Consider the following 23,828-nt stretch of genomic DNA (forward strand, 5'->3'; position numbering starts at 1 on the left):
TCCTCGGCGGTTCAGCCGAACACCGCCTCGGCGCCGGGGTACCACGCGGTGATGCGGTCGCCCGGATCGGTCGTGAAGATGGCGCAGTCGCGGGTCGACTCGACGGTGAGGCGGAAGCGCTCCTCGCTGGCGTGGAACCGGTGCAGCCTGCGCAGGCGGTCGATCACCGGCCCGAGGATGGTGGCGTAGCTGCGCAGGAACGCGGTGTCCTCCGGGCCGAATTCCCGCGGCGCCCGCGCGTCCACCTGCAACAGGCCGTAGGCTTCGCCGCCGGGCAGGCGGATCGGCACGTTCACCAGGGCCCTGATGCCGTGCGACGTCATGCAATCGGGGACGTCGTAGCGCTCCTCCAGGCCGAGATACGGCGTGATGACCGGCTCGCCCGCCGCGATCGAGTAGGCTTCCGACAACCGCCCCTCCAGCGGGATGCGCACCCGGCCCGCGCTGCTCAGGGCCGGCATCGGGTGGCGGCCCGGCATCGTGGGCCGCTCCTCCCGCCGAATTTCCAGGAGCTTGGCGAAGTCGGATTCGAGCGCGTCCCGGACGAGCCGGCAGGCCTCGGTGAGCACTTGGTCGAGATCCTCAGACCTCGGGGCGAACTCGCCGAAAACGGCCAGAACGCGCTGGCGCCCCATCATCTGCTGGTGGTCCGGCATCCTACCGTCCTCGCAGGGCTCGCGCCGACCGAGCGACGGCCCGAGCACGCCGGGAGGCGCGCCCGTCCCGCCGGCCCGAACGCGCCCATGCAATCGGGAAGGCACGAGGGCCGGCTTCGGGCCGGCTCCGGCGCGGCGGCGTCGCGCCGCCTCACCACCGGCCCGGGCCGGCGCGCCCATCCTCGCCGAGGCGGCGGCGCTCGTCGGCGATGACCGCCTCGATGAATTCCAAATCGCGCTGCACGAGCGCCAAGCGGCCGAGGGGCAGATCGCGGTAGCCGGCGCGCACCAGCGCCCGGCAGAGCTGGCGGCGATGGTTGAGGAGGCGGTCACGCGCCGCTTCGGCCTCGCGAAGGAACTGCTCGACGGCCGGTCGCTCCATGGTCCTCCACCCCGTAGCTGACGCGCCCCACCCGCGCGGGCGGCCACAGCCAGAACGCGGGACGCAACGATGGGTGCGACCTCGGCCGCACGCAACATGGGGTGCATGCGCGGCGCGCGCGGCGAGGCGGTCGCGGTCTCCTGCCCCGCGCCGGTCGCGGCCGAGGAGACGGATCCGTTCGAGGCGATGCCGGGGCGCGGGTGGTTCCGACGACGCCGGCGCGTCGCGGCCCTCGTCCAACCGTCAGCGCAGCCCCTCCCGTGACCGGCCGCGCTGCCCCGGACGATGCACGTTCCGACGTCGTGCATGAATGCAGCTGAGTATCCTTACATCACTCTTGCGGCACATGAGCAATTTGTAAGCTTCTTGTATTCTGGCTTGTAAATTGCGGTCGTGTACGAACGACGCTCGGCATAGATACGAGCACGTGCAATGCGTCGCCCGCAGATCACCCGCGACACACTCGAGAAGATTGTTTTGAGATACGTCAGGGGCAAGCATGCCTCGACCGTGGTGCAGGCCGTCGAAATAGGGGTGAAAAGAGGAAGCAATTCTCCTTCGCATTTTGCTCTCGTCATTCCAGACGGATCATCAGAAAATCTTGAGGAGATCGGAATGACTGCGACAGAGTGCATCCGGTGTCTGTACAGGTTTTATGATGTGATCGACGAGAAGCTGAATTAAGTAGGCGGGCAAGACGGGGCGGCCCGGCCATCCGTGAAGCTGACGCCCGCGGATCGGCGAGTCGTGAGTCACTTCGCGCGCGATCCGCCCGGCCTCGCGAAGGCTCCGCCGCCCGGGCCGGCGCTGGTGCTCGGCGCGAAGGGTGCCGGGTCGGAGGGCCGCGACCTGATGGCCGCGGCGGCGGGAGGGCGCGCCCGCGTTCAGCGAATTGCGATTCTGCCCGAAACTTGACGTCTGACAGTTTATCCGGGGCGCAAGTCGGCTTGACTGTATTCAAGGGCGACGCCCACGGCAAGACGCGTCCGTGGTCCGCTGGTCGGCGCCGGGTCCTTCATGATCTCAAGTTTAGGAGTCACGGTTTACATTATGAATGCGGGCATCAAATCGCTGAGAGACATTGAAGGTATGGTGCTTGCCCGTGTAAAGAAAATTCATAATGGGGACAAAGTTGTCGACGTACAGATCTTGCCCGCTGAGGATGGCAGCGATGTTCCAAACGTGATCGTGACGATGAGCGAACCAGAACCTAGTAATTCAGAAGTGATAATCGAGTGGATAAGGAACATTATTGTTGTGTTCTATAATGTTTACGAGATTGTCGATAACAAGCACTGATGACTTGCAAAGGATGAGTGGCGCGGTGCTGGTTGCACGGGTCCGCAGCGTGGAACCCGGTGCAAAACTCGATCGACCGGCGCCACGCCGGCGGGCCATCCGGAAGAGGGAGGGAGGCTGGCTGGGGCGCCCGCATTCGATTCTAGGACTGCCGGCGCCGAAGCACGCCACACTGATGGTCCGGCGCTCTGATTTCGCCCGGTTTCCCGGATCAAGCCGCTGCCCCTGTCCCGGCTCTGTGCAACGAGCGGCTTGCCTGTGACCGGGTCGAGTTGGACCGTCGGCGCCGCGCCGGCCTTGCGCCTCGCGGAGCGCGCAGGCCCCCTTGGTCTGCACGACGCTGCTGTGGCCGATCTGGGCGCGGACCATCTCCGTCGTCAGCGTTGATCCGAGCCCGCCCGTCGCGAGGCGCGCTGAGGCGAGATGCGGACGCCGGTGGTTTGGTCGCTGGGATCGGCACGTCCCTGGCTGCGAGCAGGGGGGCGCGCGCCGGTCGGGGGTGATCAGCGGGGCCGGCGGGTTCAAGGCGGTGATCATCCGGGAGGCCCTCGCGCCGGGGAAGGTGGTCTCGGCCGTGGCGCGCCGTCGCGGTCCGACGCCCCGCAGGTGCTCGGCCGGCGCTGGAAGGCGCGGCTCGCCCCGGAGCGCCCCGCGGCGGTGGCGCGGGCCCACGGCCCCGATGGCCTTCCTGTCGGCGGTCACCGCCGCGGTGCCGTCCCTCCTCGCGCGTCGGGGCGTGGCCCTCGACCGCTCGACCCTGGCCGTGTGTGGGCGCGCCGCACGCTTGCCGCGCTGCCGTGCTCGCCCGCGTCGCCGGGCGGCGTCCCAACCGCCGCCTCGACGAGGTGCTGCCTGGGCCTGCCCCGCCGCGCGAGATCTCTAAGACGTGGCCCGAAACCTCCGTTTACGATATAAGCCGAATCGCACAGCGATCTTACTGACGTGTGATTGATGTGCCAAAGCAGGACTGTGCATTCGCGCGCATTGTTAAATCATGTCGCCTATGCCTGGGGAGGTTTGTTATATGAGCAGCTATCTTCATGATCCGTTTCCTCGCTTTATTGACAGAAATCTGATCAAAACTATATTTGAGGTCGGCTCGCGCGATGCAAAGGACGCGGTAGCGGTTGCTGACTTTTACAATGCGGAAAAAATCTTCATAGTCGAACCAAATCCTGACGCCCTGGAAATTTGTCGTGCCACGATTTCGGGCCGCGGTAATGTGAAGCTGATCGAAGCTGCCGCCAGCGATGTTCCGGGAACTTTATCATTCTATCCTGTTGTCTCGAGTCATCAGCCGGACGGCACCGAGACTCACAACATCGGCGCGTCGAGCCTTTTGAAATCATCCGGTCGCTATGGTGAGACCTACGTCCAGACGGAGATCAAGGTTCCAGCCGTGCGCCTGGATGATCTCTGCCGCGAGCACATGATTCAGAGCATCGACCTGCTCTGCATGGACGTCCAGGGAGTAGAGGTGTCTGTGCTCCGTTCACTGGGAAGCAAACTTTGGGATGTGAAGTATATCATCACTGAAGCGACGGTCGTCAATCAATACGAGGGGCAAGATCAATTCCACCATATAGTTGAATATCTCGTGCATCGAGGATTTCGGCTTGCCGCGGTGAACATGGAAAATGGGTATTGGGGCTTCGGTAACATATTGTTCATTAATAGAGAGATTGAGGTTCCGATCGTCGGATCTTAACGCCCCTGCGATCTGATTGGTTGCCTAGTTCAAACCTCTCTTCGCGCGCGAAGCGGCGCAGTGAGCTCGGCGCCATGGCGCAGCAAGGGCCGTGCTCGGCGAGCACGGCCCTCGCAAACTCATGATTTGCCAAAGCGGCGATTGCGCTCATCGTCGCGCCCGACGCGATCAGGCCAGCCGAACCGCTGCGCGAACTCGCGGCAGCGGCCGCGGGCCGCCCTCGTCCGGCTCGGCGGGCGGGGTACGGATCGTGGTGAAGGCACGCCTCGTGACCGGGTTGGAGGCTGAAGTGCACTGCGCGGGTTCGTCGAGGGGCATGCGGAGCCTGCTGCAGGTCCGACCTCCCAATGGATCAGCGGGGCTCATGCTCCGGGATACGGCTCTGGCGAACGCACCCGCAAGGGCATGAGCCGGTGCGCGGAGGTTGTGCCGGCTTCTGTGGGTCCGATCACACCCTTTGTTCCGTCTTGTCCGCGTTCACGAGGCCCGGAAAACAAAGGAAAAATTGGCTGGGGCGCCAGGATTCGAACCTGGGAATGGCGGTACCAAAACACGCAATACTGATGTTCTAGCGCTTTGATTTCGCTTGTTTTTCCAGATCAAACCGCCGCCCCTGTGCCGGCTTTTGTGCGACGAGGGGCTTTCCGGTGACCGGGTCGAGATCGACCATAGGCGCCGCGCCAGCCCCGTGCGCCGCTGCGCGCCGGGCTTCCACCTCGAGAAACGCGTAGGCCTTCTCCGTCTGCACGACGCTTCGGTGGCCGAGCTGGTCGCGGACCATCTCCATCGACCAGCGCTCCTCCTGCAGGAGCCGGCACCCGTGGGTGCGCCGCAGGTCGTGCCAGCGGAGGTCCTGCACCTTCGCCCGTGCGGCCGCGTTGCGCAGCCCGCGGTCGAGATTGTTAAACCGCTCGCCGTCGTTCCGGTCCGGGCGGGGGAGGGCGGCTCGCCGCGTCGCGCCCCGCGTCGTGGTGGCCGCGCCATGGTGGAAGACGTAGGGGCTGGTCAGGTGCCGCGGCATCCGCTCGAGCACTCCGACAGCCGGGGCCAGCATGATCACGGTCCGCTCGCGCTTCCCTTTCGCCGCCTCGGCCGAGATGGTGAGGTGCTTACGGGCGAGGTCGACCTGCGCCCAAGTGAGGGAGAATTGCTCCTCCATGCGCAGGCCCGTGTAGATCGCGAACAGGATGGCGTCGCGCACGTAGGGCAGGGCGCCGTCGAGCAGGCGCGCCTCCTCGGCCCGGGACAAGTAGCGGGTGCGAGGCGGGCTCTCGCGCAGACCGCGGCGCGCCCGCTGCCTGATGAAGGGCGTGACCGGGTTGAGGTCAGCGTACTCCTTCTCGATCGCGAACGCGAAGATGGTCGAGAGGCAGGCGAGATCGCGCCGAACCGTCGGCGCGGAGGCGCCCGCCGTCCGGCGCGCGGTCTCGAAGGCGCGCAGGTCGGCCGGCTTGATCTCGAGGAGGAGCTTGCCGCGGAAGTGCTCGTCGAGCCAAGCGATGGACACGCCGTAGCGGCGGAGCGTGGATGGGCGCAGCGTCGGGCCGTGCTCGCGGATGAACTCCGCCATCACGGTGTTGAGAGTCAGCCGCGGCTTGGCGCCCCACGCTTGGGCTTCGAGTTCGCCGAGCCAGATTGCAAGACGCTGCCGAGCAACGCCTTCAGATCGTGTTCCGAGGGACGCGCGGAGGTCCTTGCCGTCCTTCTGGACTCGGCCCCACCACGTTTGCCCACGGAGGTAGATGTCGGCCATTCGAGCACCGTCCTCCGGCTCGTTTCCCACCACTGACGCACGGCGCGCAAATCGAACACCCAGCTTGAGCGAGGTCCGAAGGGCTGTCGAGCGCCAGGCACGCGGCCGGCCGCCGCCATTCGAATCCAGTGCCGCTCGGTGAACCCGAACTCTTCGACGAGACGCGCCGCGGTTACGTGCTGAGACACCGCTACACCTCCCCCTTCCACCACAGCGCCAGCGCCGCCCCGTCCGGCACGCGGCAGCGCCCGCGGGCCATCGGGTGGATTGGGCTGCCGTCGGCCGTGGTCCCGAAGCAGTGCAGGTCCGGCCAGGGCGCCTCGCCCGTCGTGATCTCCTCGACGACGTGGTCGGTCCACATCGGGTCCCACGTGCCGGCACCCCAGCACGCCACGACGCGCGCCGCGGCCTTGGCCTCGCGCACGATGGTGCTGAGGTTCTCCTGGATGACGTCCCGGGCGTACCAGTCCGGGCCGTTCTCCTGCCACCGCGACCACGCCCGGCACTCGGCCGGCGAGGGTGATCGGAAGGGGTAGAGATTGACAGCCGTGAACCCGCCGTAGCCCCAGGCGCGGGCGAAGTGGATCCACCGCCGCACGGCCGGATCGTCGACGCGGTGGTCCGCCGTCGAGGGGTTCAGCCCTACGAAGCAGACGTACGCGCCCTCGGCCCAGGTGCGGGTGAGCGTGAAGCGGTAGGCGCCGCAGCGCGAGAGCGTGGCGGAGCGCGCGATGGTGTCGGTGAAGCGAACGCCGAAGAGGTCCTTGGCGTGCAGGTCAGCCTGCATTGTCGGGCTCCGAGCTATGGGCTGCCGGCGCATTCTCGGCCGCGCACGTCGAGCACTGATCGGGGCCCGCCCAGCCGCATCCGCCCGGGCAGGCGTCCTCCTCGGTGCAGCCGCAATCCCGGGACACGTCGCCCAGGAGCGAGGGGATGCGGGCCGTCACGCCGTCCTCGGCTTCGAGCGCGCCGTCCGGCAGCACGTCACCGACCGCGAGGTCGAGCTCGCGCGTCAGCAGCTGGTCGGCGGCCTCGGCGGCCCGGGCGAGAATGTCGCCTAACTGGTCCTCGTAGACCCGGCGCTGTAGCCGCCACGACACGACGAGCTCGACGGCGATGGCGCCGATCTCGTCCTGCTCCTCGCGGGTGAGGCCGGTCCAGATATCGACGCCGTCGAGACGGGGGAAGGCGGGAGTGCCCGCGGCCTGGGCGGTTAGACGGGCGGAAGTCATGACCGCGCCTCCGGGGTAGAATTTTGCCCGAGCAAAAGGCGAATCGCATGCACCGGACCCCCATGGCGCTCAGCCAAGCCGAGGAACAGATCCTCAGCGTGGCCAGAACGATTCCCGGCGGCCAATACGTAACGTCCATCAACCTCACAACGGCGAACCAGGGAGCCAGCTTTTCCGGCGTTCTCATTGACGTTCAGAGAGACAGGGAAGAAGACGCAGCGGATGCGGTCAGAGCAATTCTGCGCCTGGTAGAAATGATCTTGACCACTTATGAGGTCGAGGCAGGCTCGGTTCATTAAGCGGATGCCTGTCATCTTGCAGACATTGTCGGGGATGTATATCACGAATCGACAGCCCGAGCGTGCGCTGGGCCATGCCTTGGAGAGTTTACGGTGCAGCGCTTGTCGATATCGCGAGCGCAATTTGAAGAATTCATATTCGAGGAAGCGCGAGCAATTCCCGGAGGAGAGTGGATTACTGCAGTTAGGGTCGCTCCGAATTCTTACGATGCAGAATTTTTCGGATTCGAAATCGATTTCACGGACGGGTACATCGACGTGGATGACCAAATAGCGCAAATGGTCGCCGAACTGATAATAAAAGCCTTCGAGATTTACGTAATTGGTGGCCATGCGTTTCATTAGATATAGATTACCGCTTGCAAGACTGTCGATCACGAGGGAGCGCGTCATGTCGCCCTCCCGACTGCTGCCCGCCCAGCCTCGGTGAGCGTCAGCAGCCCGAGCCAGCGCTGGTGATGGGGGTCGAGGGTGCCGAGGCCGAGAGCCACGACCTGATCGGCCCGCCGCCAGGACAGGTCGCTCGGCACGAGGCACTGGCCGGTGCGGGTCAGGATGGGAGGCGGGTCCCACGAGAAGGGCCAAGGCATCAGGCGGCGCTCCCCGCGTCGAGCGCTTCGAGGCTCAGGCCAACCGCCGATCGCAAAATATCGCATCCGCACTTGCAAATATCGCAGCACTCTGCGATATTATCGCAATGAAGCCGATCGCCTATACCCTCTCCGCGACCCGCGAACTGTCCCGGCTCCCCAAGCCGGCGCGCCTCGCGATCGTGGAGAAGCTCGCGCGCTACGCGGCAACGGGGGCCGGCGACGTCCGCGCCCTCACCGGGCGCCCGGGCGCGCGACTGCGGGTTGGTGACTACCGGGTAGTGTTCGTCGAGACGGACGCACAGATAGAGGTCCGCGCCATCGGCCACCGCCGTGATATCTACGACTGAGAGGACAACCCCATGACCGTGCAGATCATCACCACGCCCGGCGGCGAGGAGCTCGTGATCCTCCCGCGCCGCGACTACGACGCGCTGCTCGCGCGCCTGGGCGACGAGGCCGCCGAGGATCGCGCAGCCGCTCGCTTGCTCGACGCCCGAGCGGACGAGAAGGCCTCGGTCGAGCACTGGTTCGTCGCCCTGATCGCGGAGCACGGCTCGCCGGTCACGGCCGCGCGCAAGCACCACGGCTGCACCCAGGCCCAGCTGGCCGAGGCGCTCGGAATCTCGCAGGGCCACCTCAGCGACATCGAGCGCGGGCGCCGGCAGCTCACGCCGACGCAGCGCCATCAGATCGCTGCCGAGACGGGGGTTATAGCCGATTGGCTGGAGTGAAGGCGCGGTCATTACCGCCCGCCCTCCGCGTCGACGAGCGCCACCGCCCCCGCCGACGGGACCGCGATCGGCCCAGGCTGCGGCGCAGAAGCTGGGTCCGGCGCGGGCACATCGTTCGCCCAGTCGCCCTCCGCCGCCTTCAGCCGAGCGGTCTCCAGCGGCACCTGGTTGTGCAGGGGTCTGCATCGCGGCAACGGTCTCGACGGTCATCAGGCCGCCCTTCGACTCGTCGATGTTGAAGAAGCGGACGGCGCGGCGAGCGGCCGACAACAGGGTCTCTTCGCTCATCGTGGTGCCCTCTCTCGGTGAGCCCGCGCCTCAGCGATGGTGCGTGCAACGATCTCTTCGGCGGTGAGGACGATGCGGCCCTGGCCCGCGCACTCGTTGCAGCCGCGGCGCGAGCGGCGGCGGATGAAGACGACCGGGGGCCCGCCTGGGAAGCAGCAGGAGCACCAGCGGCCGTTGCCGATCAGGTATGGGTCGAACGGGACGGTGACGCGGAGGCTCATACCGAGTCCTCCGAAGGCGCGCACGCCTCGGCCCAACTCGCCGCCCGCCGCAGGTTGTCCGCCAGCTCGCGCGCCTCGGCGGGGCTGAGCGCCGCCCAGGCGTCGGCCGACATCGACCCGAAGTTGCGCATCACGCCGAGTTCGAGGGTAACCTCGCCGCCGTATGTGCTGACCTGGATGGCGCTGCCCTGCGCGGGGTCCTCGCCGGTGCGGTCGTGGTAGATGCTGGCGGCGCTCACAGCGCACCCCCGAGCAGCCACCGGGTGATGCCCGCGAAGACGAGCGCCGCGACCAGCGCGGGGAAGGTGCAAACGAGCGCGCCGATCCGCTCGCCGCGCGGTCTTGTGTCCTTCGTGGCCTCCAGGAAAAAGGACGCGCCCAGGCACAGGCAGACTGCGGCAAGACCGTAGCCGATCACGGCGACGAGGATGGTCCCGACCATCACCGCCCCTCCGCGCTCTGCATAACGACCATCGGCCCCAGCACCGAGCCGGGCCGGCGCATGGCGAGTGGCGTCGCCCGGGCCGCCTTCACCGCTTGCGGTCGGCCCGACCCTTCATCCGCCAGGAACCGTCCGAGCAGTGCGACGAGCCGCTCCGCCGAGCTCAAAGCCGCAACGGTGACGTCGATGTTCGCCGCAGCTCGCCGGGTCTCCGGGCAGTCCGCCGGGATCGCGATCCGCTCGGCGTGGCGCCGGCAGCGGTCTTGGTGGAGCGAGGCCGTCTGCAGGTCGCGCCCGAGAGCGCCGAGGTCGAAATCCGCGAGCGCGTCGGTGAGCCGGATCATCGGGCGATCCTCCCGGCGGCAGCTTCGACCACGAGGCCACGGACGTAGGCCCGGCCCTCGTCCGGCAGCGCGCGGTAGGCGATGAGGAGATCGTGCTCCTCGCCGGCCGGCGCGATCACGGCGTCGGCGGCGGTCAGGTCCCGCGGGTGAAGCCCGAGCGCTTCGGCGAGGCGCGGGAGCAGGGGGGCCAGGCGCGCGGCCGCCGCGCTCGATAGCAGAGATCGCCTTGGGGCCGAGGCAGACGGCGGCGGCGAGCTCGGCCTGAGTGACGCCGATGCGGCGACGGCGGTGGCTGATGCGCTCGCCGAGCGAGCGGAGAGGGATGTTGGAGTGCATCGCTCAGCCCTCCCGCCTCGCCGACCGGCGGCCTGCGGCGATCGCGTCGTTGCCCGGGAAGTCGTCGGCGGGATCGGGCTGCGCAGCGCCCGGCTTATCCCCGGCCTCGTCCTCGTCGGTGCCCTGCGCCTCCTCCTCGAGATCGGCGGCGACCGTCTCGCCGGACTCGCCAGGCTGGTGTTCGATCGTGTCGGCGAGCGGGTTGGCGACCGGCTGGAAGATCCCGGTCACCTGACCATCTTGCTGCTCGCGCCGCCGGTTGAAATCGTAGAGCTCGTCGTCGCGCCGCATCAGGTCGTCGAGGTCCGACGACAGCGGCAGGACCTTGCTGTGCCGGCGCGCCACTGTCTTGCGTGCCATCTCCTCCCACCACTGCGACCACGGCCCGCCGCTCTTCGCGCGGCTGACCTTCCGGACCTTCTCGATTTCCTCAACGGTCATCACCTCGCGGGAGCGCTCGCCGCTCTTCAATACCGCGATGGAGTAGGCGGCGACCGGCTTGCCGCGGTTCACCAGCACCGGCACGTGGACGATCTTCGGTTCATCGCCGAGCTGATACTCGAAGTGGTCGTTCTCGAAGACGACGTTCGCTTCCCAGGTCGCGATCTCGCCCGAGTTGCGGACCTTCTTACGGATGCCGGCGATCATCGGCATCCACTGCGCACGGCCGCTGAACTCGACGATCGCACCCTCGCGCCCGTCCGGCAGCAGACCATCCTGCGCTGCTCGCATCGCGGCGTTGAAGAACGACCGCCGCTCCAGCTTCAGGAGGTCCGGGTTGTTCTGGACAGCAGTGAGAAGCACGCGCTTGAAGCGCTCGACCGGGATGTGTGCCGGCAGGGCCGCGGCGAACTCGGCCTCCCGGCTCTGGATCTGCTCGCGCACCACGACGAGCGGGTTGGCGTTGTGCGGTCGCTCAGCGACAGCCGTGGATGCAGCCATGGAGTCCTCCTGTCGGGGTTCAGCGGGCCCACCAGCCCGGCATGTCGGAGAGGTCGATCTCGGCGAGCGGCGCGTGGTCGATCCACGGCGCGTCGAGTCCGTGCGTGCGGCGGGCCTGGACGAAGGCCCACAGGGCGGCATCGATCGTCTTCTCGGCGACCGCGACCACCTCGTTGCCCGGCGAGAGCGTGACGCCCCAGGTCAGCGGGGCGTCACCCGTCGACCAGAAGACGAAGACGAAGGCGTAGCTCGTCGCGGCCACGACCCGGGCGAGCCAGGCCGGGTCACGGTCGCCGTGCACGCGTCCCTCGGCGACGAGGCCCGCCAGTTGCGCGCGGGCCTGCAGGTAGGCCGCGGCCTGGACCGGGTAGCCATACTCGGCCATGGCGCGCAGGCAGTTCGCCTGGAACGACGTCGGGCGGCTCGGGCGGGTGCTCTTGAGATCGACCACCGCACGGGGCTTGAGGTAGTCGAACCGCGCCTTTCGGCGCACCTGCTCGCCGTCCACGGCGTCGGTCCAGAACACGGACACCTCGGATGCGCCGCCCGTGAAGGAGGCGGCGAGGTGCGGGTTTGCCAGCACCGCGCCTGCGGCCTGCTGCACCCGGTCGAAGTCCTCGCCAGGCAGCACGTCTTCACCGTTCGGCGCGAGCTTCGCGCGAGCCTTGGCGTCGAGGCGGGCGAGATCGTCGGGTCGGCGCACGAAGCGGGCGGCGAAGGACTGCTGCCCCTCCAGCACCAGCTTGTGCACCGCGCGGCCGATGATCTGCGACGGGGTTGGCTCGTCGGCGGGCCGGTTCGGGTTGAGCACCGAGCCGAACCAGTAGTCCGCGGGCTCGGCGGCGAGGCGCTTCAGGTCGGAGGAGCCGAGGGCCGGGTCCGCGTGATAGTGGGCCTCGTCGAGGCCGAAGTAGATCCCGTCCTCGAAGGAGACGGCGGTCGGGGCCGGCGCGGCGGCGCTGTCGGGGAGGAGCATCGCCGTTCACTCCGCCGCCTGCGAGCCCGGCGCCGCTTCGACCGGACGCGGCTCATCGGCCTCGACCTGCTCCCGGGTGCGAGTGCGCTCGAGCATCCGCCGGCTCTCGACCAGACTCGCCGTGGCGCCGCCGTTGTCGGTCCAGCGCACCCAGACCTCGTCGCCGTCGATCGCGCGGACGATCCCGCGCCGGTCGTGGATGAAGTCCGGGACGGCCACCTCGTCGCCGATCGCGAGCTTCGTCTCGGCGAGATCGGCGGCCGATCGATCGACGATGACGTCGGCGTGGCCGCCCTCGACCCTCGCGAGAATCGGGTCTCGGCTACCCGCCGGATGGCCGTACCCGACGACTGCCCGCACCAGGATCACATCGCCCCGCACCAGGGCCACATCGACCGGGATTGCCATCGCGCTCACTCCGCCGCCCGGGCGCCCACGCGGCGCAGGAAATGCGCGGTCTCGGCCCGCACGGCCTCCTCGTATTCGAGCGCGGTCATGCTCTCGCCCGCGGCCTCGTTGAGGATCCGGCTGATCACCCGCGCGAGAGCGACGTCGTCCACTTCATGACCCGGGCCACCCCAGAGGACTTGAATACGAGGACGCCCGCCGGCGACCGCGATGCACCGGCTGCTCTCTGAGAGCGGCCGGAACGGCGCTGGTGCGCCGAGCATGTAGAGGACGGCCGCGGTGGTGGCCTGGGAGGCGGTGCGGCTCATAGCGCACCCCGCACCTGCAGGTGGTACGCATCCCGACCCTCGGCCAGGAAATCGAGGCCACCGCAGTCCCGCGGCGCATTCTCGGCGCAGGCCTTCACTCCGTGCCGCCGCGCCGCCTCCTGCAGCCCGGCCGGCAGCTCGTTGCGCTCGTCGTCCTGATCGATCATATCGACCACCCGGCCGAGCACGGGCGCCGTCATATTGCGGGCGACTGGCGCAAGCGGGTCGGCGAGGTCGATCTCGTAGACCTCCTCGAGCACGGCGTAGGAGCGCTCGTCGGAGAGGAAGGCTGCGGCCGCGGTGAGCCCGTTGTCGACGAGCGTCTCCTCGATCCAGCCGAGACCGGTGTTGTCGCGGAAGTGCACCAGGTAGGTGCGGGCGGGTTCGCGCGTCACAGCACGCCCCCATCGATCCGGCCGGCCCGCAGGCCGCTCGCCGCCACGAACAGGATCAGCATCGCGATGGCGAGCACCAGGAGCGCCATCCGGAGCCAGTCCCGCTCCCGCGCCACGGGCAGCGGGTCGTTGGCCGGCTCGTCGTCCTCAGGCCACTCGGTCAGGCGCTCCCGCAGCGTGCGCAGGTAGGCCGGCTCGTCGAGGTGGCAGGGGGCGACGCGCTCGCGGCTCGTGAGGGCGCGGCCGTGGATCGCGATCAGGTCGGGTTGGGGGCGGGTGAGCACTGCGGGTCTCCATCGCTTCGGGGAGAGGCGATGGACACAAGGTACTTAGCGTACCCAGCGTGTCAAGTACGATTTGTACCCAACCTGGCCGTACTGGTTGTCGTCACATGTGACCGACACGACACCCACGGCCAAACTCTCGTGGATGGCGTGCTTGGCCGGACGCCACCTAGTGCATTGACGCCTTCAAAAGGTACACCGCGCGGAGCGATTTCCTCTTCAGTCTCAGACGGTTAGCGACCTGGCACCTGATGCGAATGTCGGCGTCTCTGCACTAGCTATTTGGAATTGACGCTCGCGCACGAGCACCAATAATGCATCTCGGTAGGCTCGCTGGAGCGCCTGGTCGCGCACGCGGCACCCGGGAGGACGTCAGCCCTTCGGATGGCTGGCTCTACGCCTTCCGGAACACAGGTCCAGGAGCCTACCGCCTTCTACCTGGTTCCGTTTTGTAGCCGTAGAAGCGGAATATTGCCTTCTGTTCCTCCGTTAATTCGGCAGTCCATAGAGGATAAGGCATAACCTTGAGACCGAAGTCTACAATACTGTTGTCGCGCATTGCCATTCTTGGCTTCAATAACTTTGCATACTCCGGCCTACAGGAGCCGTCCGGCTTTGGAGTGACGCTTTGAAAAAACGCGCTTGCCACGACGTCAGCAAGCATGAGGCCCGCGCGGGTTTTATGAGGGTAAGACTCAACAAGATCTATATCTACGACGCTCCAGTCTAAATCTCCCCTGTCAAGATATAAAGATTTTCCGATACTCTGAAGCCTCAGCCAATGCAGATATGCTCTGAACTGGCTGTAAGACATTCTATGACTCTCTGAGAACACAAATTTGACTTTGGCCCGAGGAGTGTCCTCTTTTAGATTGCGCAGCCCACAATAAGCAGTAACTCTTTCTAGCAACAGACGAGATGCCCAGCAATAGAACCAGTTCCTGGAAGGGATTTTTCCAGCCCTTTGATTTGTATGCTGGCGTATGTTTTTCTTGTTGCATGCAACTATAAACAAGCGCGCCGGCAAATCAGCAATGTTCTTACAAACGGTTTCTCTATCCCTATCCGAGCGCAGTCGGTTAAAATGCAGGTCTCTTTGCCCGGTAAAATCAAGCTGACTTAGAATATGGCGGACCCAAAGCGGAGGTGAAGCTTCACAGTCGGCACGGATCAGAACCGCCGATAATATGAACCACTCTGTGCCACCGTCGGGATCAATAGGTCGGACTGATCTCAACCCATCGTCGCCGGCCTCATCTATGAATGCTACATAACGATAGGAGTGCTCTGGGCTCTCAAAATCCATTCTAAATTCGGCATAATGCCGCCTCGGAAAGCACTACGCCCGGGTTGTCTGGATGCCCAATTCCCATTCAAGAATTTTCTATTCATTCGGCTGCCCTCATTGGCTTCTGCTTTGTCCTTCTTTCTATTTCTTTGCCATTAGGCACGCGCTGAACTTGCTTTCCCGGTACTATAAGGTGAATCATCCCGACTTCGCGGATGCGGACGTCTTTCATAGTCGGCGCGTTAAAGCTCTCCAGATCATAGGTGTCTGTCGTACTGCCGCGCAGTACCCGTTTCAGGTACCGCTTCCAGTCCGCCGTTACGACGAGCGCCACGTCGCCGAGCACCATCTCGACGGGCACAGCCATCTTCCGTACCAAGATCACGTCGCCTGGGTCGTACTTTGGCAGCATAGAGTTGCCGAGCACCTCGTAAGCCGCCACGTCGTCAGGCAATGGATAGTCAACCTCTACAACCGCTAGCTCGTCGTTGAAGTACTGCGCCACGTTGGTGTCGATCTCACCGCCGGCTCCGATCATGCCTTCAATGCGCACTCGACTGGTGCGTTGCAGGCCGCCTTCGCCGCTGACAAGCCATATCCAGGAAATATTGAAGGCGCGACCGTATTCTTTCGCCTCTTCGACTCCGTAGTCGCGAATACCGCCCTCCCGTGACTTATATGTGTTTTCATTCCAGCGGAAGTGCTTTGCGGCAGCTCGAGGGCTGTCGAACCCAGCGCGCTCGCGTGCTGATTTGAGTCGGGAGGCTCGGTCGGTTGCATCCATGAACAACTCGTACCCTGGATGCTGGGTACGTTTCGTCTTGCTATCGAATGGGTACTTATGGTACCCAGTGAGCATGGATAGCTTCCGTGCCCTCATCGTCGCTTATGGCCTCAGCGAGTTTGCTGCTGACATTGGCGTTCACGAGAACACCGCTAAGCAGATGCGGAAGCGGGATTCCGTGGCTCCCGAGTACTGGGATGCGTGGGTGCGTGGCGCCCGCGTTCGTGGGGTCGGCGGGGTGACGCTGGAACGCCTCGCGAGCATTGCCGCACAGAGGCGCGTTCGCGCAGCTCCCACCACCCCCGAACTGGCGGAGGCGCGGCCGTGATCGCTCGCCTCCTACTCGCTTGGCTGGACCGGCGGATCGATGCGCGCATTGAGGCGCGCAAGGCCGAGCGTCAGGCTGCCGCCGATGCCACCCGGTCGTTCATGATCGCAGAGATCGACCGAATTCGCTCCGCCGGCGGGCGCCCAGGCACCTGCCTGGAGACTGGCCGTGTCCGCGACCTCGGGCCCCGGCGCTACAGCAAGGAATCGAACGCCGCCCCGAACGTGTCGTCGAGGAACCCCTCGGCGTCCGACGAGACCTGTTTGGTGACCTCGGCCTCCCGCCAGTCGCGATCCTCGCAGGACATCCGATGAATTGCGGCGTCTACTCGCTCGTCCGTTGCAGTGCGGAGGCGCCTCAGGGCCGCCTCGCCCTGCTCGCGTCCTATCTTGGAAAGAAGTGTCTGCAGAAGACTGCGGATCGCGATGAGCGATCCTCGCGCCATCTCCGAATCCACTTCGCGGCCGCTCATGATCGCCTCCCTCGGCATGGGCAGTTGCGAGAGGGGCCGGGCCGCTACCCGGCCCCTCACCTGACTATGCTCGCGTCATCTCAGGCCACCCGCAAGGGAGACGCCGCATGACCCGCCCAGTGCAGGACATCGGACCCATCCGACTCTCCTGGGCCGGCAACACGCCGGTCCTCGCCATCCCCGAGGCAGGCCCCGCCGCCACGGTCGTGCTCACGCCTGAGCAGAAGGCGCAGCTGATCGCCGCGCTCGCGACCGGCCCCGGCGACGGCGCGCCGCTCTCGCACGGCATCCGTCCCGGTCCCCGTCCGCTCCGCGGCATGGCCGCCGTCCACGCGCCCGGCGAGCGGAGGCTCTCCGCCGACGGCGACCGCCCGCGCCTCGTCGAGGTGCCCTGACATGCGCGCCTCCGACCTCCCGCCCATCCTCGCCGCCCACATCGTCGTGTTCGCTGCGCTCGGCTGGTTCGTCATGGCCGTCCGGCCCGAGATGGTCGTCCCGGTCGAGCGGCACGGGCCGAGCGTGATCCTGTTCCGGGTGGCGCCATGACTGCCGCCGCTCACAATGGGGCCAGCCTCACGCCAGCTGGATATGCGCACCTGCGCGTCCGCGGCGTGGCGGGCATTGCCGTCGCCACCATGAATCGCCGGTCCAGCAATCCTGGCCCATCCGGCGGTGCGCCCGGTCCGGCAGCGACCGGCCCCTATCCGCTCCGGACCGGGCGCAACACCGCCGACTCCTGCGATCTTGGTTCGACCTTTCGCGCTGGCATGGCCGGCGCTGCGAAGCCCTGCCCGGCATGCAACTCCCCGGGCGGAGCACTGCCCTCCTTGGGCGTCGTCCCAGCGACTGCCCCCTCTCTCAACCGGGAGAGGGGGCTTCTTGGGACCGATTTCCACGCTCGCCCGCTCCGGCCGGCCCGAAGCGCGGCCGAGGCGCCCCGCTGGTCGAGCCTGCATGTCTCCCAGCGGGATCTGCTGTTCCTGCGCGACCGTCATCAGCCGGCAAGCAAAGCCGGTCGCGCCGTAGTATCTGCGTATCCGATCCACCTCCATCTACAAGCTCCTCTCACCTGTTCCAAGATGAACAGGAACGGATTTGCAGATGTGCAAAACATGTTCACGGGTTAGGCCAATGTCGACTGCGCAGGTCGCAGAAGCCCGGACTTGGCTGGACCGCATGGTCCAGTGGGAGAGCCGCGGGCCGGGCGACACGGACAACGCCCTCCGCCGCGTCGCGCGGCTTGCGGGCGTCAACTACGGCTCGGTGTGGTCGCTCCGCTACCGCGCCCCGAAGCGGATCTGGGCGGACGTCTACGTGTCGCTCGCCGCCGCCTACGAGACCGCCCGGCACCGTCAGCTTCAGGCGCTCCAGCATGACATCGAGATCACCGCGGCGATCACCGGGCCTCGCCACCCTGTTGTTGTGGCGGCTCGCTCTGCTGCTGGTGCGGCTGATCCCGATCCCGCGGGAGTGGTGGCCGAGGCTCTGGGAGCGCGAGAGGCGGCCGGACCGCGTCGACCCGCGGGGGCGATGAGCCGTGACTGACCTCGCCGCCATCCCGCTCGCCGATGTCGGGGCCGTCGGCGCCGGCCTGAGGATCACCACCGCCGGCGGCACCGCGACCGTGTCGCTCGGAGCCGAGGCCGGCGCCGTCGTGCTGGCGGTGGCCGCCCCGCGGCTCGGCGAGGACTGGCGCCTTCCGCTCTGGGCCGTCGAGCACCTCGCGCAGCAGTGCGCGCGGGCGCGGGCGGAAGCCGCCGAAATGGCGGCCGGCTGCGCGGCCCTGCCCGTCGATGCCCTCACCGATCCCTGACTAACCTCGGCGGCCCGGCGCCGCCCAACGTGGAGCAGTGCTGTGGCCGAGAAGATGGGCAAGGCGAGTCGGGGGGACACCGGCATCAATCCGAAGGTCCTCGATTCGCTCGTGCGCAAGTGCGAGGGCATCAAGGGCGAGATGGACGAGTGCCGGGGCGAGCTCGGCGCCGCCATCAAGGATGCGGAGGAGGCGCACGGCGTCCACCGCAAGGCCTTCAAGCAGATGATCGCTCTGCGGAAGATGGACGAGGCCGCCCGGGCCGACTACCTGCGCGCGTTCGACGACTACCGCGAGAAGCTCGGGCTGAACGCCCAGGCCGACATGTTCGACGAGCCGCCGCGGGCTTCGGCGGATCCGGGCGCGAAGCAGGCCGCCGAGAACGTCGAGCGGCTTAAGGGGATGAAAACGGCCGAGCCGGTGCACTGAGGCCGGCCGATGCGCAAGATCCTGGCCCTCGACCTCGCGACGCGCTGCGGCTGGGCCTGCGGCGCGCCCGGGTCCGAGCCGACCTACGGGACGAAGGTCCTTCCCTCGACGGGCGAGGACATCGGCCGCTTCGCCGACGCCTTCAACACCTGGCTCCTCGACATGATCACGCTGGAGGATCCCGGCGTGGTCGTCTTCGAGGCGCCGGTGATGAGCGGCACCACCTCGCTCGCGGCGGCGCGCAAGCTCTACGGCCTCGCCTGGCACACCGAGTTCGCCTGCCGGCTGCGGCAGGTGCGCGTGATGGAGCACCACCTGCAGTCGGTGAAGAAGTTCTTCGCCGGCAGCGGCCGCGCCGACAAGGCGGCGATGATCGCCGCGGCGGAGCGACAGGGCTGGGCGCCGAAGGACGACAACGCGGCTGACGCGCTGGGTCTGTGGGCCTGCGCAGTGCACCAGCTCGCGCCGCAGCATGCTGGTCGCTTCCAGCTCGGTCCGCTCGGGGCGGGGAGGGCCGCATGATCGCCGCCCGCCTCCACCCGCTCACCCCGGCCGAGGAGGGGCCCTGCCTGCGGCGCCTGGCGGCCGCGGGCTACCTGCTCGTCGCGAAGGCCGGGCGCGCCGGAATCGGCTTCGTGTGGCCGTCCCCGCCCGAGCCGCCGCCCGGCGTGCCGGCCGAGCGCGCCGTGTCGATCGAGCGGGTGCAGGCGGCGGAGGCGGCGGGCGTCATCGTGCCGTGCACGGTCATGATGGGCGCGGATCTGCTCGGGCCGCAGCCGGTGCCGGCGTGGCGGGCGCGGGGGCGGTCATGAGCTGGCCGTTCGACCCTCTGCCGCCCCTGTCGTTCGACCTGATCATGGGCGATCCGCCTTGGGCCTTCTCCCTGCGGTCGGCGAAGGGCGAGGCGAAGAGCGCGCAGGCGCAGTACGGCTGCATGTCGCTCGACGCGATCAAGGCTCTGCCGGTGGCGCACCTCGCCCGGCAGGACGCGCTTCTGTGGCTCTGGGCGACGCATCCGATGCTGCCGCAAGCTCTCGCCGTCATGGCGGCCTGGGGCTTCTCCTTCACCACCTCCGGCGTGTGGGTGAAGACCACCCCCGGCGGCAAGCTCGCGTTTGGCACCGGCTACGTGCTGCGCTCGGCCTCCGAGCCCTTCCTGATCGGCAAGTTCGGGCGGCCCCGCACGGCGCGCGATGTCCGCACCGTCATCGTGGCGCCTGCCCGGGAGCAAAGCCGCAAGCCCGACCAGCCGTACGAAGCGGCCGAGGCGCTGGCGACCGGCGCGACGCGGCGGGCAGACCTGTTCTCCCGGGAGACGCGGGCCGGATGGGAGGCCTGGGGCGCGGAGGCAGGACTCTTCGACCCGCCGGCCGTGCAGGCCGCGGAGTAGCGCCATGGCGAGCTTCCGCAGCCTCCCCGTCTTCTCTCCCGCGATCATCGGCGTGTTCCGCCGCGGCGAGGACGCCTTCCGGCTGACGCACGCGATCGGCGCCGTGCCGGACGCGGCGGCCGCCGCGCGGGCGCTCGGCGATCCCTTCAATCGCGAGCGGCACGCCCAGGCGCTCGCATTCCTCGAAGGCCTGCAGCCGCGCCAGCAGGAGCGGATCCTGGCCGCCTACGACCGGGAGGCTCGCTGATCATGGGTGACCTGGTCCACCTCCGTCCCCCACCCGACCAACGCGAGATCGTTGCGTTCGAGGCCTTCCGGTCCGCGCTCCTGATCGCGCGCGGCACGGGGCGCCTCAGCGACATGCGCACCGCCGTCGAGGCCTACGACGCCTGGGTGGCGCTGAGCCGGCAGCTTGAGTGCGAGCGGGGGCGCCGATGAGCGGACGCGTCGTTCCCTTCGCGGCGCCGGCCCTCGATGAGACGCTGCCGCACAGCGTGGAGACCGAGCAGGCCCTGCTCGGCGCCATCTTGAACAACAACGATGCGCTGTCGCTCGTCACGGCGCTCGTCGCCCCCGAGCACTTCTTCGTGCCGGAGCACGCCACGATCTTCCAGCAGATCGCGGCGATGGTCGGCGCAGGGCTGCAGGCCAGCCCGATCACGCTGAAGCCCTACCTAGGCGACGCCGACCTCGGCGGACTGACGGTGGGCGAGTACCTCGCCCGGCTCGCCGCGGAAGCGACCACAGTATCGGGTGCGCCCGGCTACGCGCAGATCATCCGCTCGCTCGCCACGCGTCGCGACCTAATCAGGGCCGCGCATCGGCTGCAGGAGCGCGCCCGCTTCAGCGGCGCCGAGGTCACCTCCGACGAGATCATCGACGGGATCGAGGGCGACCTTCTCGACGCGCGCGCCGCATCGCCGAAGGCCCACCTCGCCGGCATGTCGGCCGGGGAGGGCGCCGCGTGGATGCTGGAGCGCATCGAGGCAATGCGGGCCGGCCAGCTGGCGGTTCCGGCCATCTCGACCGGGATCCCAGACCTCGACCGCGCCACGGCGGGCGGCTTCGGACGCGGCCAGCTCTGGCTCCTCGCTGGTCGCCCGGGCATGGGCAAGACGGTCTCGATGACCGCGCTGTCGCGCTACGCCGCGCGCAACGACGGGGTGCTGGTGTTCCAGCTGGAGGTCACCCGCGACCAGATGATGGCGCGGTACTTCGCGGACCTCGCCTACGCCTCGCACAAGCCGCTGACCTTCGGCGCGATCATGCACGCCGTCGACCTCGACGACGAGGACATGTGGCGGTTGCGCGATGCGCAGAAGCGGTTGGACCGGCTGCACCTGCGGATCGAGTGCGAGCCCAGCATATCGCTCGCTCAGATCGCCGCCTCGGTGAAGGCGCAGAAGAAGCGCCTGGAGCGTGTCGGCCAGCGGCTCGGCGTGGTGTTCATCGACTATCTCAAGTTCATCAAGACGACCGACCGCTACAAGAGCAACCGCGTGCTCGAGATCGGCGAGATCTCCGGCGGCCTGAAAACGCTCGCCAAGGCCGAGGACATCTGCGTGGTGCTGCTCACGCAGCTGAACCGCGGCGTCGAGGCTGAGGGACGCGCCGATCGCCGCCCGTCGCTCGCCGACCTGCGCGATTCCGGCGAGCTCGAACAGGATGCCGACGTCGTCCTCTTCCTCTACCGCGAGGCCTACTACCTCGAGAAGAAGCTCAAGGCCTCCTCCGATCCCGAGATCGGCGCCCGATTCATCGAGAAGCGCAACGCGCTCGAGATGGCGCTGGGTAAGAACCGCATGGGGCCGACGCCCACGCTCGACCTGTGGGTCGACGTCGCCTCCTCCACCATCGCATCTCACGCCAGGGGGCCGGCCTGATGGCTCGCATTCGCACGATCAAGCCGGAGTTCTGGACCTCCGCCCAGGTGATGGAGTGTTCGCCGAACGCTCGCCTCCTGTTCATCGGCCTCTGGAACTTCGCCGACGACGCCGGCCGGATGGCGCTCTCGCCGAAGCGCATCAAGGCGCAGATCTACCCGTCCGACGATTTCACGGCTGCGGACGTTCGTCGAATGATCGACGAATTGGCGGCGAACGACCTCGTCAGCGTCTATGTTGTTGACGATGAAGAGTTTCTAGCCATCACGGGGTGGCATCATCAGAAGATCGATCGGCCGCAGGATCCCCGAACGCCCGAACCGCCAGACGGTCATTCGCCGAATGGACGTCGAACGTTCGGCGTAGGAAGGGAAGGGAAGGGAGAGGATAGGAAGGGAAAGGATCTTAAGGCGGCGGCCAATGGCGCACACCCCCCGCGCGAGGGTCGGACGCTCAACGCCGTGGCACCCCCGGTGCCGGGCCCGCAACCCGCCGATGCGCGGCGCCAGCCGCCTGCCGAGCCCGATCACGGTCACGCCGCCCCGCCACCCGCCAGCCGGCCGGCCACGCCGACCCGAGAGTGCGACACCGCCGCGGGCTTCGACCGGATCGCCGGCCGCTGCCGCGAGGTGCTGCCCGAGACCTGGGGTCTGCGCGTCGAGGCCGACGCCCGGCCCGTAGTGCAGCTCGTCCGGGAGGGCCTCGACCTCGAGTCCGAGATCGTGCCGGCACTGCGCGAAGTCGCCTGCCGCCGCACGCCAATCCGCACCTGGCCGCTGCTCGCCAACGCCGTCGCCGAGCGGGTGATGGCGCAGCGCTCCGCCCGCACTGCGCAGGGCCTTTCGCCGAAGCCGCCCGCGCCGCCGAGGCCGGAGGAGATGATCGACCTCGGTTCGCCCTACGGCGCCTACGGCGAGGCCGTGCTGAGGGTGTTCGTCGAGAAGTTTCGAGCCGACCCGACAGCCTGGATCGAGCACCTCGTCGGCCCGGCGCCTGGCCGCCCCGGCTGCCGCATCCCCGCCCGCCTGCTGCTCACCGAGGCCGCCTGATCCCGAATCCCGCCCCGCGGGCCACCCGCGGCCGCCGTGCCGCCCCACCCGGAGATCCCCGATGCCCGACCTCAAGACCCGAGACCTCGTCGCCCTGACCGCCCAGACGGTCGCCGCCTACGTCGCCCACAACCCCATCCGGCCGGCCGACCTGCCGGGGCTGATCCGCGACACCCACGCGGCGCTGGTAGCGCTCACGGCCCCGGCGCCGGCACCCGAGGCCGGGAGGCCCGTCCCGCCGGTGCCGATCCGCAAGACCGTGACCCCGGACGCGATCTTCAGCCTGGAGGACGGCAAGCCCTACAAGTCGCTGAAACGGCACCTGAATTCGCGCGGGCTGACCCCCGAGGCCTACCGCGCGAAATGGGGCCTGCCGGCCGACTACCCGATGACCTGCGCGTCCTACTCGGCGGCCCGGTCCGAGCTCGCCAAAGTGCTTGGGCTCGGACGCAAGGCGGCGCCGCGGCTCGTGGATGGGACCGAGGCGGCGTAACGAACCCGGCCGGCGCTGCGGTGCCGGCCTTGATCCACCTGGCGGGATGCGACATGAGCCGACCCTCACGCAAGCAGCGGACCCGGGCGAAGAAGCACCGCAAGGACGACCGGAAGGCCGTGCCGGAGGGACTGATCCGACCCGAGGAGATCGAGACGGCGGCCCAGCGCAAGGCCCTGGAGCCGGCCGAGCGCGCGGCGCAGATCGCCGACCCGACCTTCCTTGAAGTGCAGGGGAGGGTGGCGTGAAGGCCCACACTGAGAGGACCCGCCAGCGCGGGACCGCCCTCCACGACCCCTGTC

At 67.8% G+C, this 23,828-nt stretch carries 39 protein-coding genes and 1 pseudogene; 20 read left to right on the plus strand and 20 right to left on the minus strand.

Features of this window, described 5'->3' with window-relative positions; genetic code table 11:
* Positions 1-11 precede the first annotated feature (11 nt).
* A complete protein-coding gene (locus QA634_RS20630; RefSeq protein ID WP_050777505.1) occupies positions 12-656 on the minus strand; it encodes a GAF domain-containing protein in 645 nt (214 codons plus the stop codon).
* Between the two features lie 151 nt (positions 657-807).
* Positions 808-1,038 carry a hypothetical protein gene (locus QA634_RS20635; RefSeq protein WP_012333813.1) on the minus strand — a complete coding sequence of 77 codons (231 nt, stop codon included), beginning with the start codon at positions 1,036-1,038 and terminating at the stop codon, positions 808-810.
* Between the two features lie 432 nt (positions 1,039-1,470).
* Here QA634_RS20635 and QA634_RS20640 point away from each other — a divergent pair, with 432 nt between their 5' ends.
* The 4 genes from QA634_RS20640 to QA634_RS20655 all read left to right on the plus strand — a co-directional run bounded on the left by QA634_RS20640 (position 1,471) and on the right by QA634_RS20655 (position 4,045).
* Positions 1,471-1,722, plus strand: coding sequence for a hypothetical protein (locus QA634_RS20640; RefSeq protein ID WP_150108705.1), 252 nt, complete (start codon positions 1,471-1,473; stop codon positions 1,720-1,722).
* Between the two features lie 63 nt (positions 1,723-1,785).
* Positions 1,786-1,953 (plus strand): hypothetical protein, encoded by a 168-nt coding sequence (locus QA634_RS20645; protein ID WP_157182179.1) that lies wholly within the window; start codon positions 1,786-1,788, stop codon positions 1,951-1,953.
* 135 nt (positions 1,954-2,088) lie between these two features.
* Positions 2,089-2,337, plus strand: coding sequence for a hypothetical protein (locus QA634_RS20650; RefSeq protein WP_150108706.1), 249 nt, complete (start codon positions 2,089-2,091; stop codon positions 2,335-2,337).
* A gap of 1,024 nt (positions 2,338-3,361) precedes the next feature.
* A complete protein-coding gene (locus QA634_RS20655; RefSeq protein ID WP_168169168.1) occupies positions 3,362-4,045 on the plus strand; it encodes an FkbM family methyltransferase in 684 nt (227 codons plus the stop codon).
* 568 nt (positions 4,046-4,613) lie between these two features.
* Here QA634_RS20655 and QA634_RS20660 read toward each other — a convergent pair.
* The 5 genes from QA634_RS20660 to QA634_RS20680 form a co-directional block, all read right to left on the minus strand.
* On the minus strand, positions 4,614-5,798 hold the full coding sequence (locus QA634_RS20660) for a tyrosine-type recombinase/integrase (RefSeq protein ID WP_012333815.1): 1,185 nt from the start codon (positions 5,796-5,798) through the stop codon (positions 4,614-4,616).
* A gap of 190 nt (positions 5,799-5,988) precedes the next feature.
* Positions 5,989-6,585, minus strand: coding sequence for a DUF1643 domain-containing protein (locus tag QA634_RS20665; protein ID WP_012333816.1), 597 nt, complete (start codon positions 6,583-6,585; stop codon positions 5,989-5,991).
* Complete coding sequence (locus tag QA634_RS20670) at positions 6,575-7,030, minus strand: hypothetical protein (protein ID WP_012333817.1); 456 nt, start codon at positions 7,028-7,030, stop codon at positions 6,575-6,577. The genes QA634_RS20665 and QA634_RS20670 overlap by 11 nt, the downstream gene beginning before the upstream one ends.
* The gene (locus QA634_RS20675) at positions 7,027-7,722 is read right to left on the minus strand and encodes a hypothetical protein (RefSeq protein ID WP_012333818.1); all 696 of its coding nucleotides are present in this window, start codon (positions 7,720-7,722) and stop codon (positions 7,027-7,029) included. Before QA634_RS20675 ends, QA634_RS20670 begins: the two co-directional genes overlap by 4 nt.
* Complete coding sequence (locus QA634_RS20680) at positions 7,719-7,919, minus strand: hypothetical protein (protein ID WP_012333819.1); 201 nt, start codon at positions 7,917-7,919, stop codon at positions 7,719-7,721. The genes QA634_RS20675 and QA634_RS20680 overlap by 4 nt, the downstream gene beginning before the upstream one ends.
* Before the next feature lie 107 nt (positions 7,920-8,026).
* On the opposite strand from QA634_RS20680, the gene QA634_RS20685 reads away from it, so the two are divergent.
* The gene (locus tag QA634_RS20685) at positions 8,027-8,269 is read left to right on the plus strand and encodes a type II toxin-antitoxin system RelE family toxin (protein WP_012333820.1); all 243 of its coding nucleotides are present in this window, start codon (positions 8,027-8,029) and stop codon (positions 8,267-8,269) included.
* Positions 8,270-8,281: 12 nt separating this feature from the next.
* Positions 8,282-8,653 (plus strand): helix-turn-helix domain-containing protein, encoded by a 372-nt coding sequence (locus QA634_RS20690; protein ID WP_012333821.1) that lies wholly within the window; start codon positions 8,282-8,284, stop codon positions 8,651-8,653.
* Between the two features lie 505 nt (positions 8,654-9,158).
* Here QA634_RS20690 and QA634_RS20695 read toward each other — a convergent pair.
* The 13 genes and pseudogenes from QA634_RS20695 to QA634_RS20755 form a co-directional block, all read right to left on the minus strand.
* A complete protein-coding gene (locus QA634_RS20695; protein WP_012333822.1) occupies positions 9,159-9,401 on the minus strand; it encodes a hypothetical protein in 243 nt (80 codons plus the stop codon).
* The gene (locus QA634_RS20700; protein WP_012333823.1) at positions 9,398-9,604 is read right to left on the minus strand and encodes a hypothetical protein; all 207 of its coding nucleotides are present in this window, start codon (positions 9,602-9,604) and stop codon (positions 9,398-9,400) included. The genes QA634_RS20695 and QA634_RS20700 overlap by 4 nt, the downstream gene beginning before the upstream one ends.
* Positions 9,604-9,948, minus strand: a complete 345-nt coding sequence (locus QA634_RS20705; protein ID WP_043701426.1) for a hypothetical protein — start codon at positions 9,946-9,948, stop codon at positions 9,604-9,606. The genes QA634_RS20700 and QA634_RS20705 overlap by 1 nt, the downstream gene beginning before the upstream one ends.
* Positions 9,949-10,179: 231 nt before the next feature.
* A pseudogene (locus QA634_RS35920) lies at positions 10,180-10,284 on the minus strand (helix-turn-helix domain-containing protein); the annotation flags it as partial.
* Positions 10,285-10,287: 3 nt separating this feature from the next.
* Positions 10,288-11,226: a recombinase RecT gene (locus tag QA634_RS20715; protein ID WP_012333825.1), complete on the minus strand. Its 939-nt coding sequence runs from the start codon at positions 11,224-11,226 to the stop codon at positions 10,288-10,290.
* A 19-nt stretch (positions 11,227-11,245) separates the two neighbouring features.
* On the minus strand, positions 11,246-12,202 hold the full coding sequence (locus tag QA634_RS20720) for a PD-(D/E)XK nuclease-like domain-containing protein (RefSeq protein ID WP_012333826.1): 957 nt from the start codon (positions 12,200-12,202) through the stop codon (positions 11,246-11,248).
* 6 nt (positions 12,203-12,208) lie between these two features.
* Complete coding sequence (locus tag QA634_RS20725; protein WP_012333827.1) at positions 12,209-12,610, minus strand: hypothetical protein; 402 nt, start codon at positions 12,608-12,610, stop codon at positions 12,209-12,211.
* A 5-nt stretch (positions 12,611-12,615) separates the two neighbouring features.
* On the minus strand, positions 12,616-12,762 hold the full coding sequence (locus QA634_RS20730) for a hypothetical protein (RefSeq protein ID WP_265576393.1): 147 nt from the start codon (positions 12,760-12,762) through the stop codon (positions 12,616-12,618).
* A gap of 152 nt (positions 12,763-12,914) precedes the next feature.
* Positions 12,915-13,313 carry a hypothetical protein gene (locus QA634_RS20735; RefSeq protein WP_012333829.1) on the minus strand — a complete coding sequence of 133 codons (399 nt, stop codon included), beginning with the start codon at positions 13,311-13,313 and terminating at the stop codon, positions 12,915-12,917.
* Positions 13,310-13,597, minus strand: a complete 288-nt coding sequence (locus tag QA634_RS20740; RefSeq protein ID WP_012333830.1) for a hypothetical protein — start codon at positions 13,595-13,597, stop codon at positions 13,310-13,312. Before QA634_RS20740 ends, QA634_RS20735 begins: the two co-directional genes overlap by 4 nt.
* A gap of 424 nt (positions 13,598-14,021) precedes the next feature.
* Positions 14,022-14,903, minus strand: a complete 882-nt coding sequence (locus tag QA634_RS20745) for a DUF3800 domain-containing protein (protein ID WP_012333831.1) — start codon at positions 14,901-14,903, stop codon at positions 14,022-14,024.
* 82 nt (positions 14,904-14,985) lie between these two features.
* Positions 14,986-15,669, minus strand: a complete 684-nt coding sequence (locus tag QA634_RS20750) for a S24 family peptidase (RefSeq protein ID WP_012333832.1) — start codon at positions 15,667-15,669, stop codon at positions 14,986-14,988.
* Positions 15,670-16,190: 521 nt separating this feature from the next.
* Positions 16,191-16,469 (minus strand): hypothetical protein, encoded by a 279-nt coding sequence (locus tag QA634_RS20755; protein ID WP_265576394.1) that lies wholly within the window; start codon positions 16,467-16,469, stop codon positions 16,191-16,193.
* Between the two features lie 107 nt (positions 16,470-16,576).
* Here QA634_RS20755 and QA634_RS20760 point away from each other — a divergent pair, with 107 nt between their 5' ends.
* The 14 genes from QA634_RS20760 (at position 16,577) to QA634_RS20825 (ending at position 23,774) form a co-directional block, all read left to right on the plus strand.
* Positions 16,577-16,864 (plus strand): hypothetical protein, encoded by a 288-nt coding sequence (locus QA634_RS20760; RefSeq protein ID WP_012333835.1) that lies wholly within the window; start codon positions 16,577-16,579, stop codon positions 16,862-16,864.
* Position 16,865: 1 nt separating this feature from the next.
* Positions 16,866-17,015: a hypothetical protein gene (locus QA634_RS20765; protein WP_012333836.1), complete on the plus strand. Its 150-nt coding sequence runs from the start codon at positions 16,866-16,868 to the stop codon at positions 17,013-17,015.
* A gap of 585 nt (positions 17,016-17,600) precedes the next feature.
* Positions 17,601-18,014, plus strand: coding sequence for a hypothetical protein (locus tag QA634_RS20770; protein WP_018261559.1), 414 nt, complete (start codon positions 17,601-17,603; stop codon positions 18,012-18,014).
* Positions 18,007-18,282 carry a hypothetical protein gene (locus QA634_RS20775; RefSeq protein WP_012333838.1) on the plus strand — a complete coding sequence of 92 codons (276 nt, stop codon included), beginning with the start codon at positions 18,007-18,009 and terminating at the stop codon, positions 18,280-18,282. Before QA634_RS20770 ends, QA634_RS20775 begins: the two co-directional genes overlap by 8 nt.
* 42 nt (positions 18,283-18,324) lie before the next feature.
* The gene (locus QA634_RS20780) at positions 18,325-18,711 is read left to right on the plus strand and encodes a hypothetical protein (protein WP_012333839.1); all 387 of its coding nucleotides are present in this window, start codon (positions 18,325-18,327) and stop codon (positions 18,709-18,711) included.
* 9 nt (positions 18,712-18,720) lie between these two features.
* Complete coding sequence (locus QA634_RS20785; protein WP_012333840.1) at positions 18,721-19,233, plus strand: hypothetical protein; 513 nt, start codon at positions 18,721-18,723, stop codon at positions 19,231-19,233.
* Positions 19,230-19,523 (plus strand): hypothetical protein, encoded by a 294-nt coding sequence (locus QA634_RS20790; protein ID WP_012333841.1) that lies wholly within the window; start codon positions 19,230-19,232, stop codon positions 19,521-19,523. Before QA634_RS20785 ends, QA634_RS20790 begins: the two co-directional genes overlap by 4 nt.
* The gene (locus QA634_RS20795; RefSeq protein ID WP_012333842.1) at positions 19,520-20,101 is read left to right on the plus strand and encodes an MT-A70 family methyltransferase; all 582 of its coding nucleotides are present in this window, start codon (positions 19,520-19,522) and stop codon (positions 20,099-20,101) included. Before QA634_RS20790 ends, QA634_RS20795 begins: the two co-directional genes overlap by 4 nt.
* A 4-nt stretch (positions 20,102-20,105) precedes the next feature.
* Positions 20,106-20,348 (plus strand): hypothetical protein, encoded by a 243-nt coding sequence (locus QA634_RS20800; RefSeq protein ID WP_012333843.1) that lies wholly within the window; start codon positions 20,106-20,108, stop codon positions 20,346-20,348.
* Between the two features lie 2 nt (positions 20,349-20,350).
* Positions 20,351-20,539, plus strand: coding sequence for a hypothetical protein (locus QA634_RS20805; RefSeq protein ID WP_012333844.1), 189 nt, complete (start codon positions 20,351-20,353; stop codon positions 20,537-20,539).
* On the plus strand, positions 20,536-21,984 hold the full coding sequence (locus tag QA634_RS20810; RefSeq protein WP_012333845.1) for a replicative DNA helicase: 1,449 nt from the start codon (positions 20,536-20,538) through the stop codon (positions 21,982-21,984). Before QA634_RS20805 ends, QA634_RS20810 begins: the two co-directional genes overlap by 4 nt.
* Entirely contained in the window at positions 21,984-23,033 is a 1,050-nt protein-coding gene (locus tag QA634_RS20815) for a hypothetical protein (RefSeq protein ID WP_012333846.1), read from the plus strand. The genes QA634_RS20810 and QA634_RS20815 overlap by 1 nt, the downstream gene beginning before the upstream one ends.
* Before the next feature lie 61 nt (positions 23,034-23,094).
* On the plus strand, positions 23,095-23,526 hold the full coding sequence (locus tag QA634_RS20820) for a MucR family transcriptional regulator (protein ID WP_012333847.1): 432 nt from the start codon (positions 23,095-23,097) through the stop codon (positions 23,524-23,526).
* 53 nt (positions 23,527-23,579) lie between these two features.
* Complete coding sequence (locus QA634_RS20825) at positions 23,580-23,774, plus strand: hypothetical protein (protein ID WP_018261554.1); 195 nt, start codon at positions 23,580-23,582, stop codon at positions 23,772-23,774.
* The last annotated feature ends 54 nt before the right edge of the window (positions 23,775-23,828 follow it).

Source organism: Methylobacterium sp. CB376 (genome assembly GCF_029714205.1).
GTDB lineage: Bacteria > Pseudomonadota > Alphaproteobacteria > Rhizobiales > Beijerinckiaceae > Methylobacterium.

Bases quoted from the DNA above. Each gene is read 5' to 3' on its own strand.
- QA634_RS20630 (WP_050777505.1), bottom strand. From the start codon at position 656: ATGCCGGACCACCAGCAGATGATGGGGCGCCAGCGCGTTCTGGCCGTT.
- QA634_RS20635 (WP_012333813.1), bottom strand. From the start codon at position 1,038: ATGGAGCGACCGGCCGTCGAGCAGTTCCTTCGCGAGGCCGAAGCGGCG.
- QA634_RS20640 (WP_150108705.1), top strand. From the start codon at position 1,471: ATGCGTCGCCCGCAGATCACCCGCGACACACTCGAGAAGATTGTTTTG.
- QA634_RS20650 (WP_150108706.1), top strand. From the start codon at position 2,089: ATGAATGCGGGCATCAAATCGCTGAGAGACATTGAAGGTATGGTGCTT.
- QA634_RS20655 (WP_168169168.1), top strand. From the start codon at position 3,362: ATGAGCAGCTATCTTCATGATCCGTTTCCTCGCTTTATTGACAGAAAT.
- QA634_RS20660 (WP_012333815.1), bottom strand. From the start codon at position 5,798: ATGGCCGACATCTACCTCCGTGGGCAAACGTGGTGGGGCCGAGTCCAG.
- QA634_RS20665 (WP_012333816.1), bottom strand. From the start codon at position 6,585: ATGCAGGCTGACCTGCACGCCAAGGACCTCTTCGGCGTTCGCTTCACC.
- QA634_RS20670 (WP_012333817.1), bottom strand. From the start codon at position 7,030: ATGACTTCCGCCCGTCTAACCGCCCAGGCCGCGGGCACTCCCGCCTTC.
- QA634_RS20675 (WP_012333818.1), bottom strand. From the start codon at position 7,722: ATGACGCGCTCCCTCGTGATCGACAGTCTTGCAAGCGGTAATCTATAT.
- QA634_RS20680 (WP_012333819.1), bottom strand. From the start codon at position 7,919: ATGCCTTGGCCCTTCTCGTGGGACCCGCCTCCCATCCTGACCCGCACC.
- QA634_RS20685 (WP_012333820.1), top strand. From the start codon at position 8,027: ATGAAGCCGATCGCCTATACCCTCTCCGCGACCCGCGAACTGTCCCGG.
- QA634_RS20690 (WP_012333821.1), top strand. From the start codon at position 8,282: ATGACCGTGCAGATCATCACCACGCCCGGCGGCGAGGAGCTCGTGATC.
- QA634_RS20700 (WP_012333823.1), bottom strand. From the start codon at position 9,604: ATGGTCGGGACCATCCTCGTCGCCGTGATCGGCTACGGTCTTGCCGCA.
- QA634_RS20705 (WP_043701426.1), bottom strand. From the start codon at position 9,948: ATGATCCGGCTCACCGACGCGCTCGCGGATTTCGACCTCGGCGCTCTC.
- QA634_RS20715 (WP_012333825.1), bottom strand. From the start codon at position 11,226: ATGGCTGCATCCACGGCTGTCGCTGAGCGACCGCACAACGCCAACCCG.
- QA634_RS20720 (WP_012333826.1), bottom strand. From the start codon at position 12,202: ATGCTCCTCCCCGACAGCGCCGCCGCGCCGGCCCCGACCGCCGTCTCC.
- QA634_RS20725 (WP_012333827.1), bottom strand. From the start codon at position 12,610: ATGGCAATCCCGGTCGATGTGGCCCTGGTGCGGGGCGATGTGATCCTG.
- QA634_RS20745 (WP_012333831.1), bottom strand. From the start codon at position 14,903: ATGGATTTTGAGAGCCCAGAGCACTCCTATCGTTATGTAGCATTCATA.
- QA634_RS20750 (WP_012333832.1), bottom strand. From the start codon at position 15,669: ATGGATGCAACCGACCGAGCCTCCCGACTCAAATCAGCACGCGAGCGC.
- QA634_RS20755 (WP_265576394.1), bottom strand. From the start codon at position 16,469: ATGAGCGGCCGCGAAGTGGATTCGGAGATGGCGCGAGGATCGCTCATC.
- QA634_RS20760 (WP_012333835.1), top strand. From the start codon at position 16,577: ATGACCCGCCCAGTGCAGGACATCGGACCCATCCGACTCTCCTGGGCC.
- QA634_RS20765 (WP_012333836.1), top strand. From the start codon at position 16,866: ATGCGCGCCTCCGACCTCCCGCCCATCCTCGCCGCCCACATCGTCGTG.
- QA634_RS20770 (WP_018261559.1), top strand. From the start codon at position 17,601: ATGTCGACTGCGCAGGTCGCAGAAGCCCGGACTTGGCTGGACCGCATG.
- QA634_RS20785 (WP_012333840.1), top strand. From the start codon at position 18,721: ATGCGCAAGATCCTGGCCCTCGACCTCGCGACGCGCTGCGGCTGGGCC.
- QA634_RS20790 (WP_012333841.1), top strand. From the start codon at position 19,230: ATGATCGCCGCCCGCCTCCACCCGCTCACCCCGGCCGAGGAGGGGCCC.
- QA634_RS20795 (WP_012333842.1), top strand. From the start codon at position 19,520: ATGAGCTGGCCGTTCGACCCTCTGCCGCCCCTGTCGTTCGACCTGATC.
- QA634_RS20800 (WP_012333843.1), top strand. From the start codon at position 20,106: ATGGCGAGCTTCCGCAGCCTCCCCGTCTTCTCTCCCGCGATCATCGGC.
- QA634_RS20805 (WP_012333844.1), top strand. From the start codon at position 20,351: ATGGGTGACCTGGTCCACCTCCGTCCCCCACCCGACCAACGCGAGATC.
- QA634_RS20810 (WP_012333845.1), top strand. From the start codon at position 20,536: ATGAGCGGACGCGTCGTTCCCTTCGCGGCGCCGGCCCTCGATGAGACG.
- QA634_RS20815 (WP_012333846.1), top strand. From the start codon at position 21,984: ATGGCTCGCATTCGCACGATCAAGCCGGAGTTCTGGACCTCCGCCCAG.
- QA634_RS20820 (WP_012333847.1), top strand. From the start codon at position 23,095: ATGCCCGACCTCAAGACCCGAGACCTCGTCGCCCTGACCGCCCAGACG.
- QA634_RS20825 (WP_018261554.1), top strand. From the start codon at position 23,580: ATGAGCCGACCCTCACGCAAGCAGCGGACCCGGGCGAAGAAGCACCGC.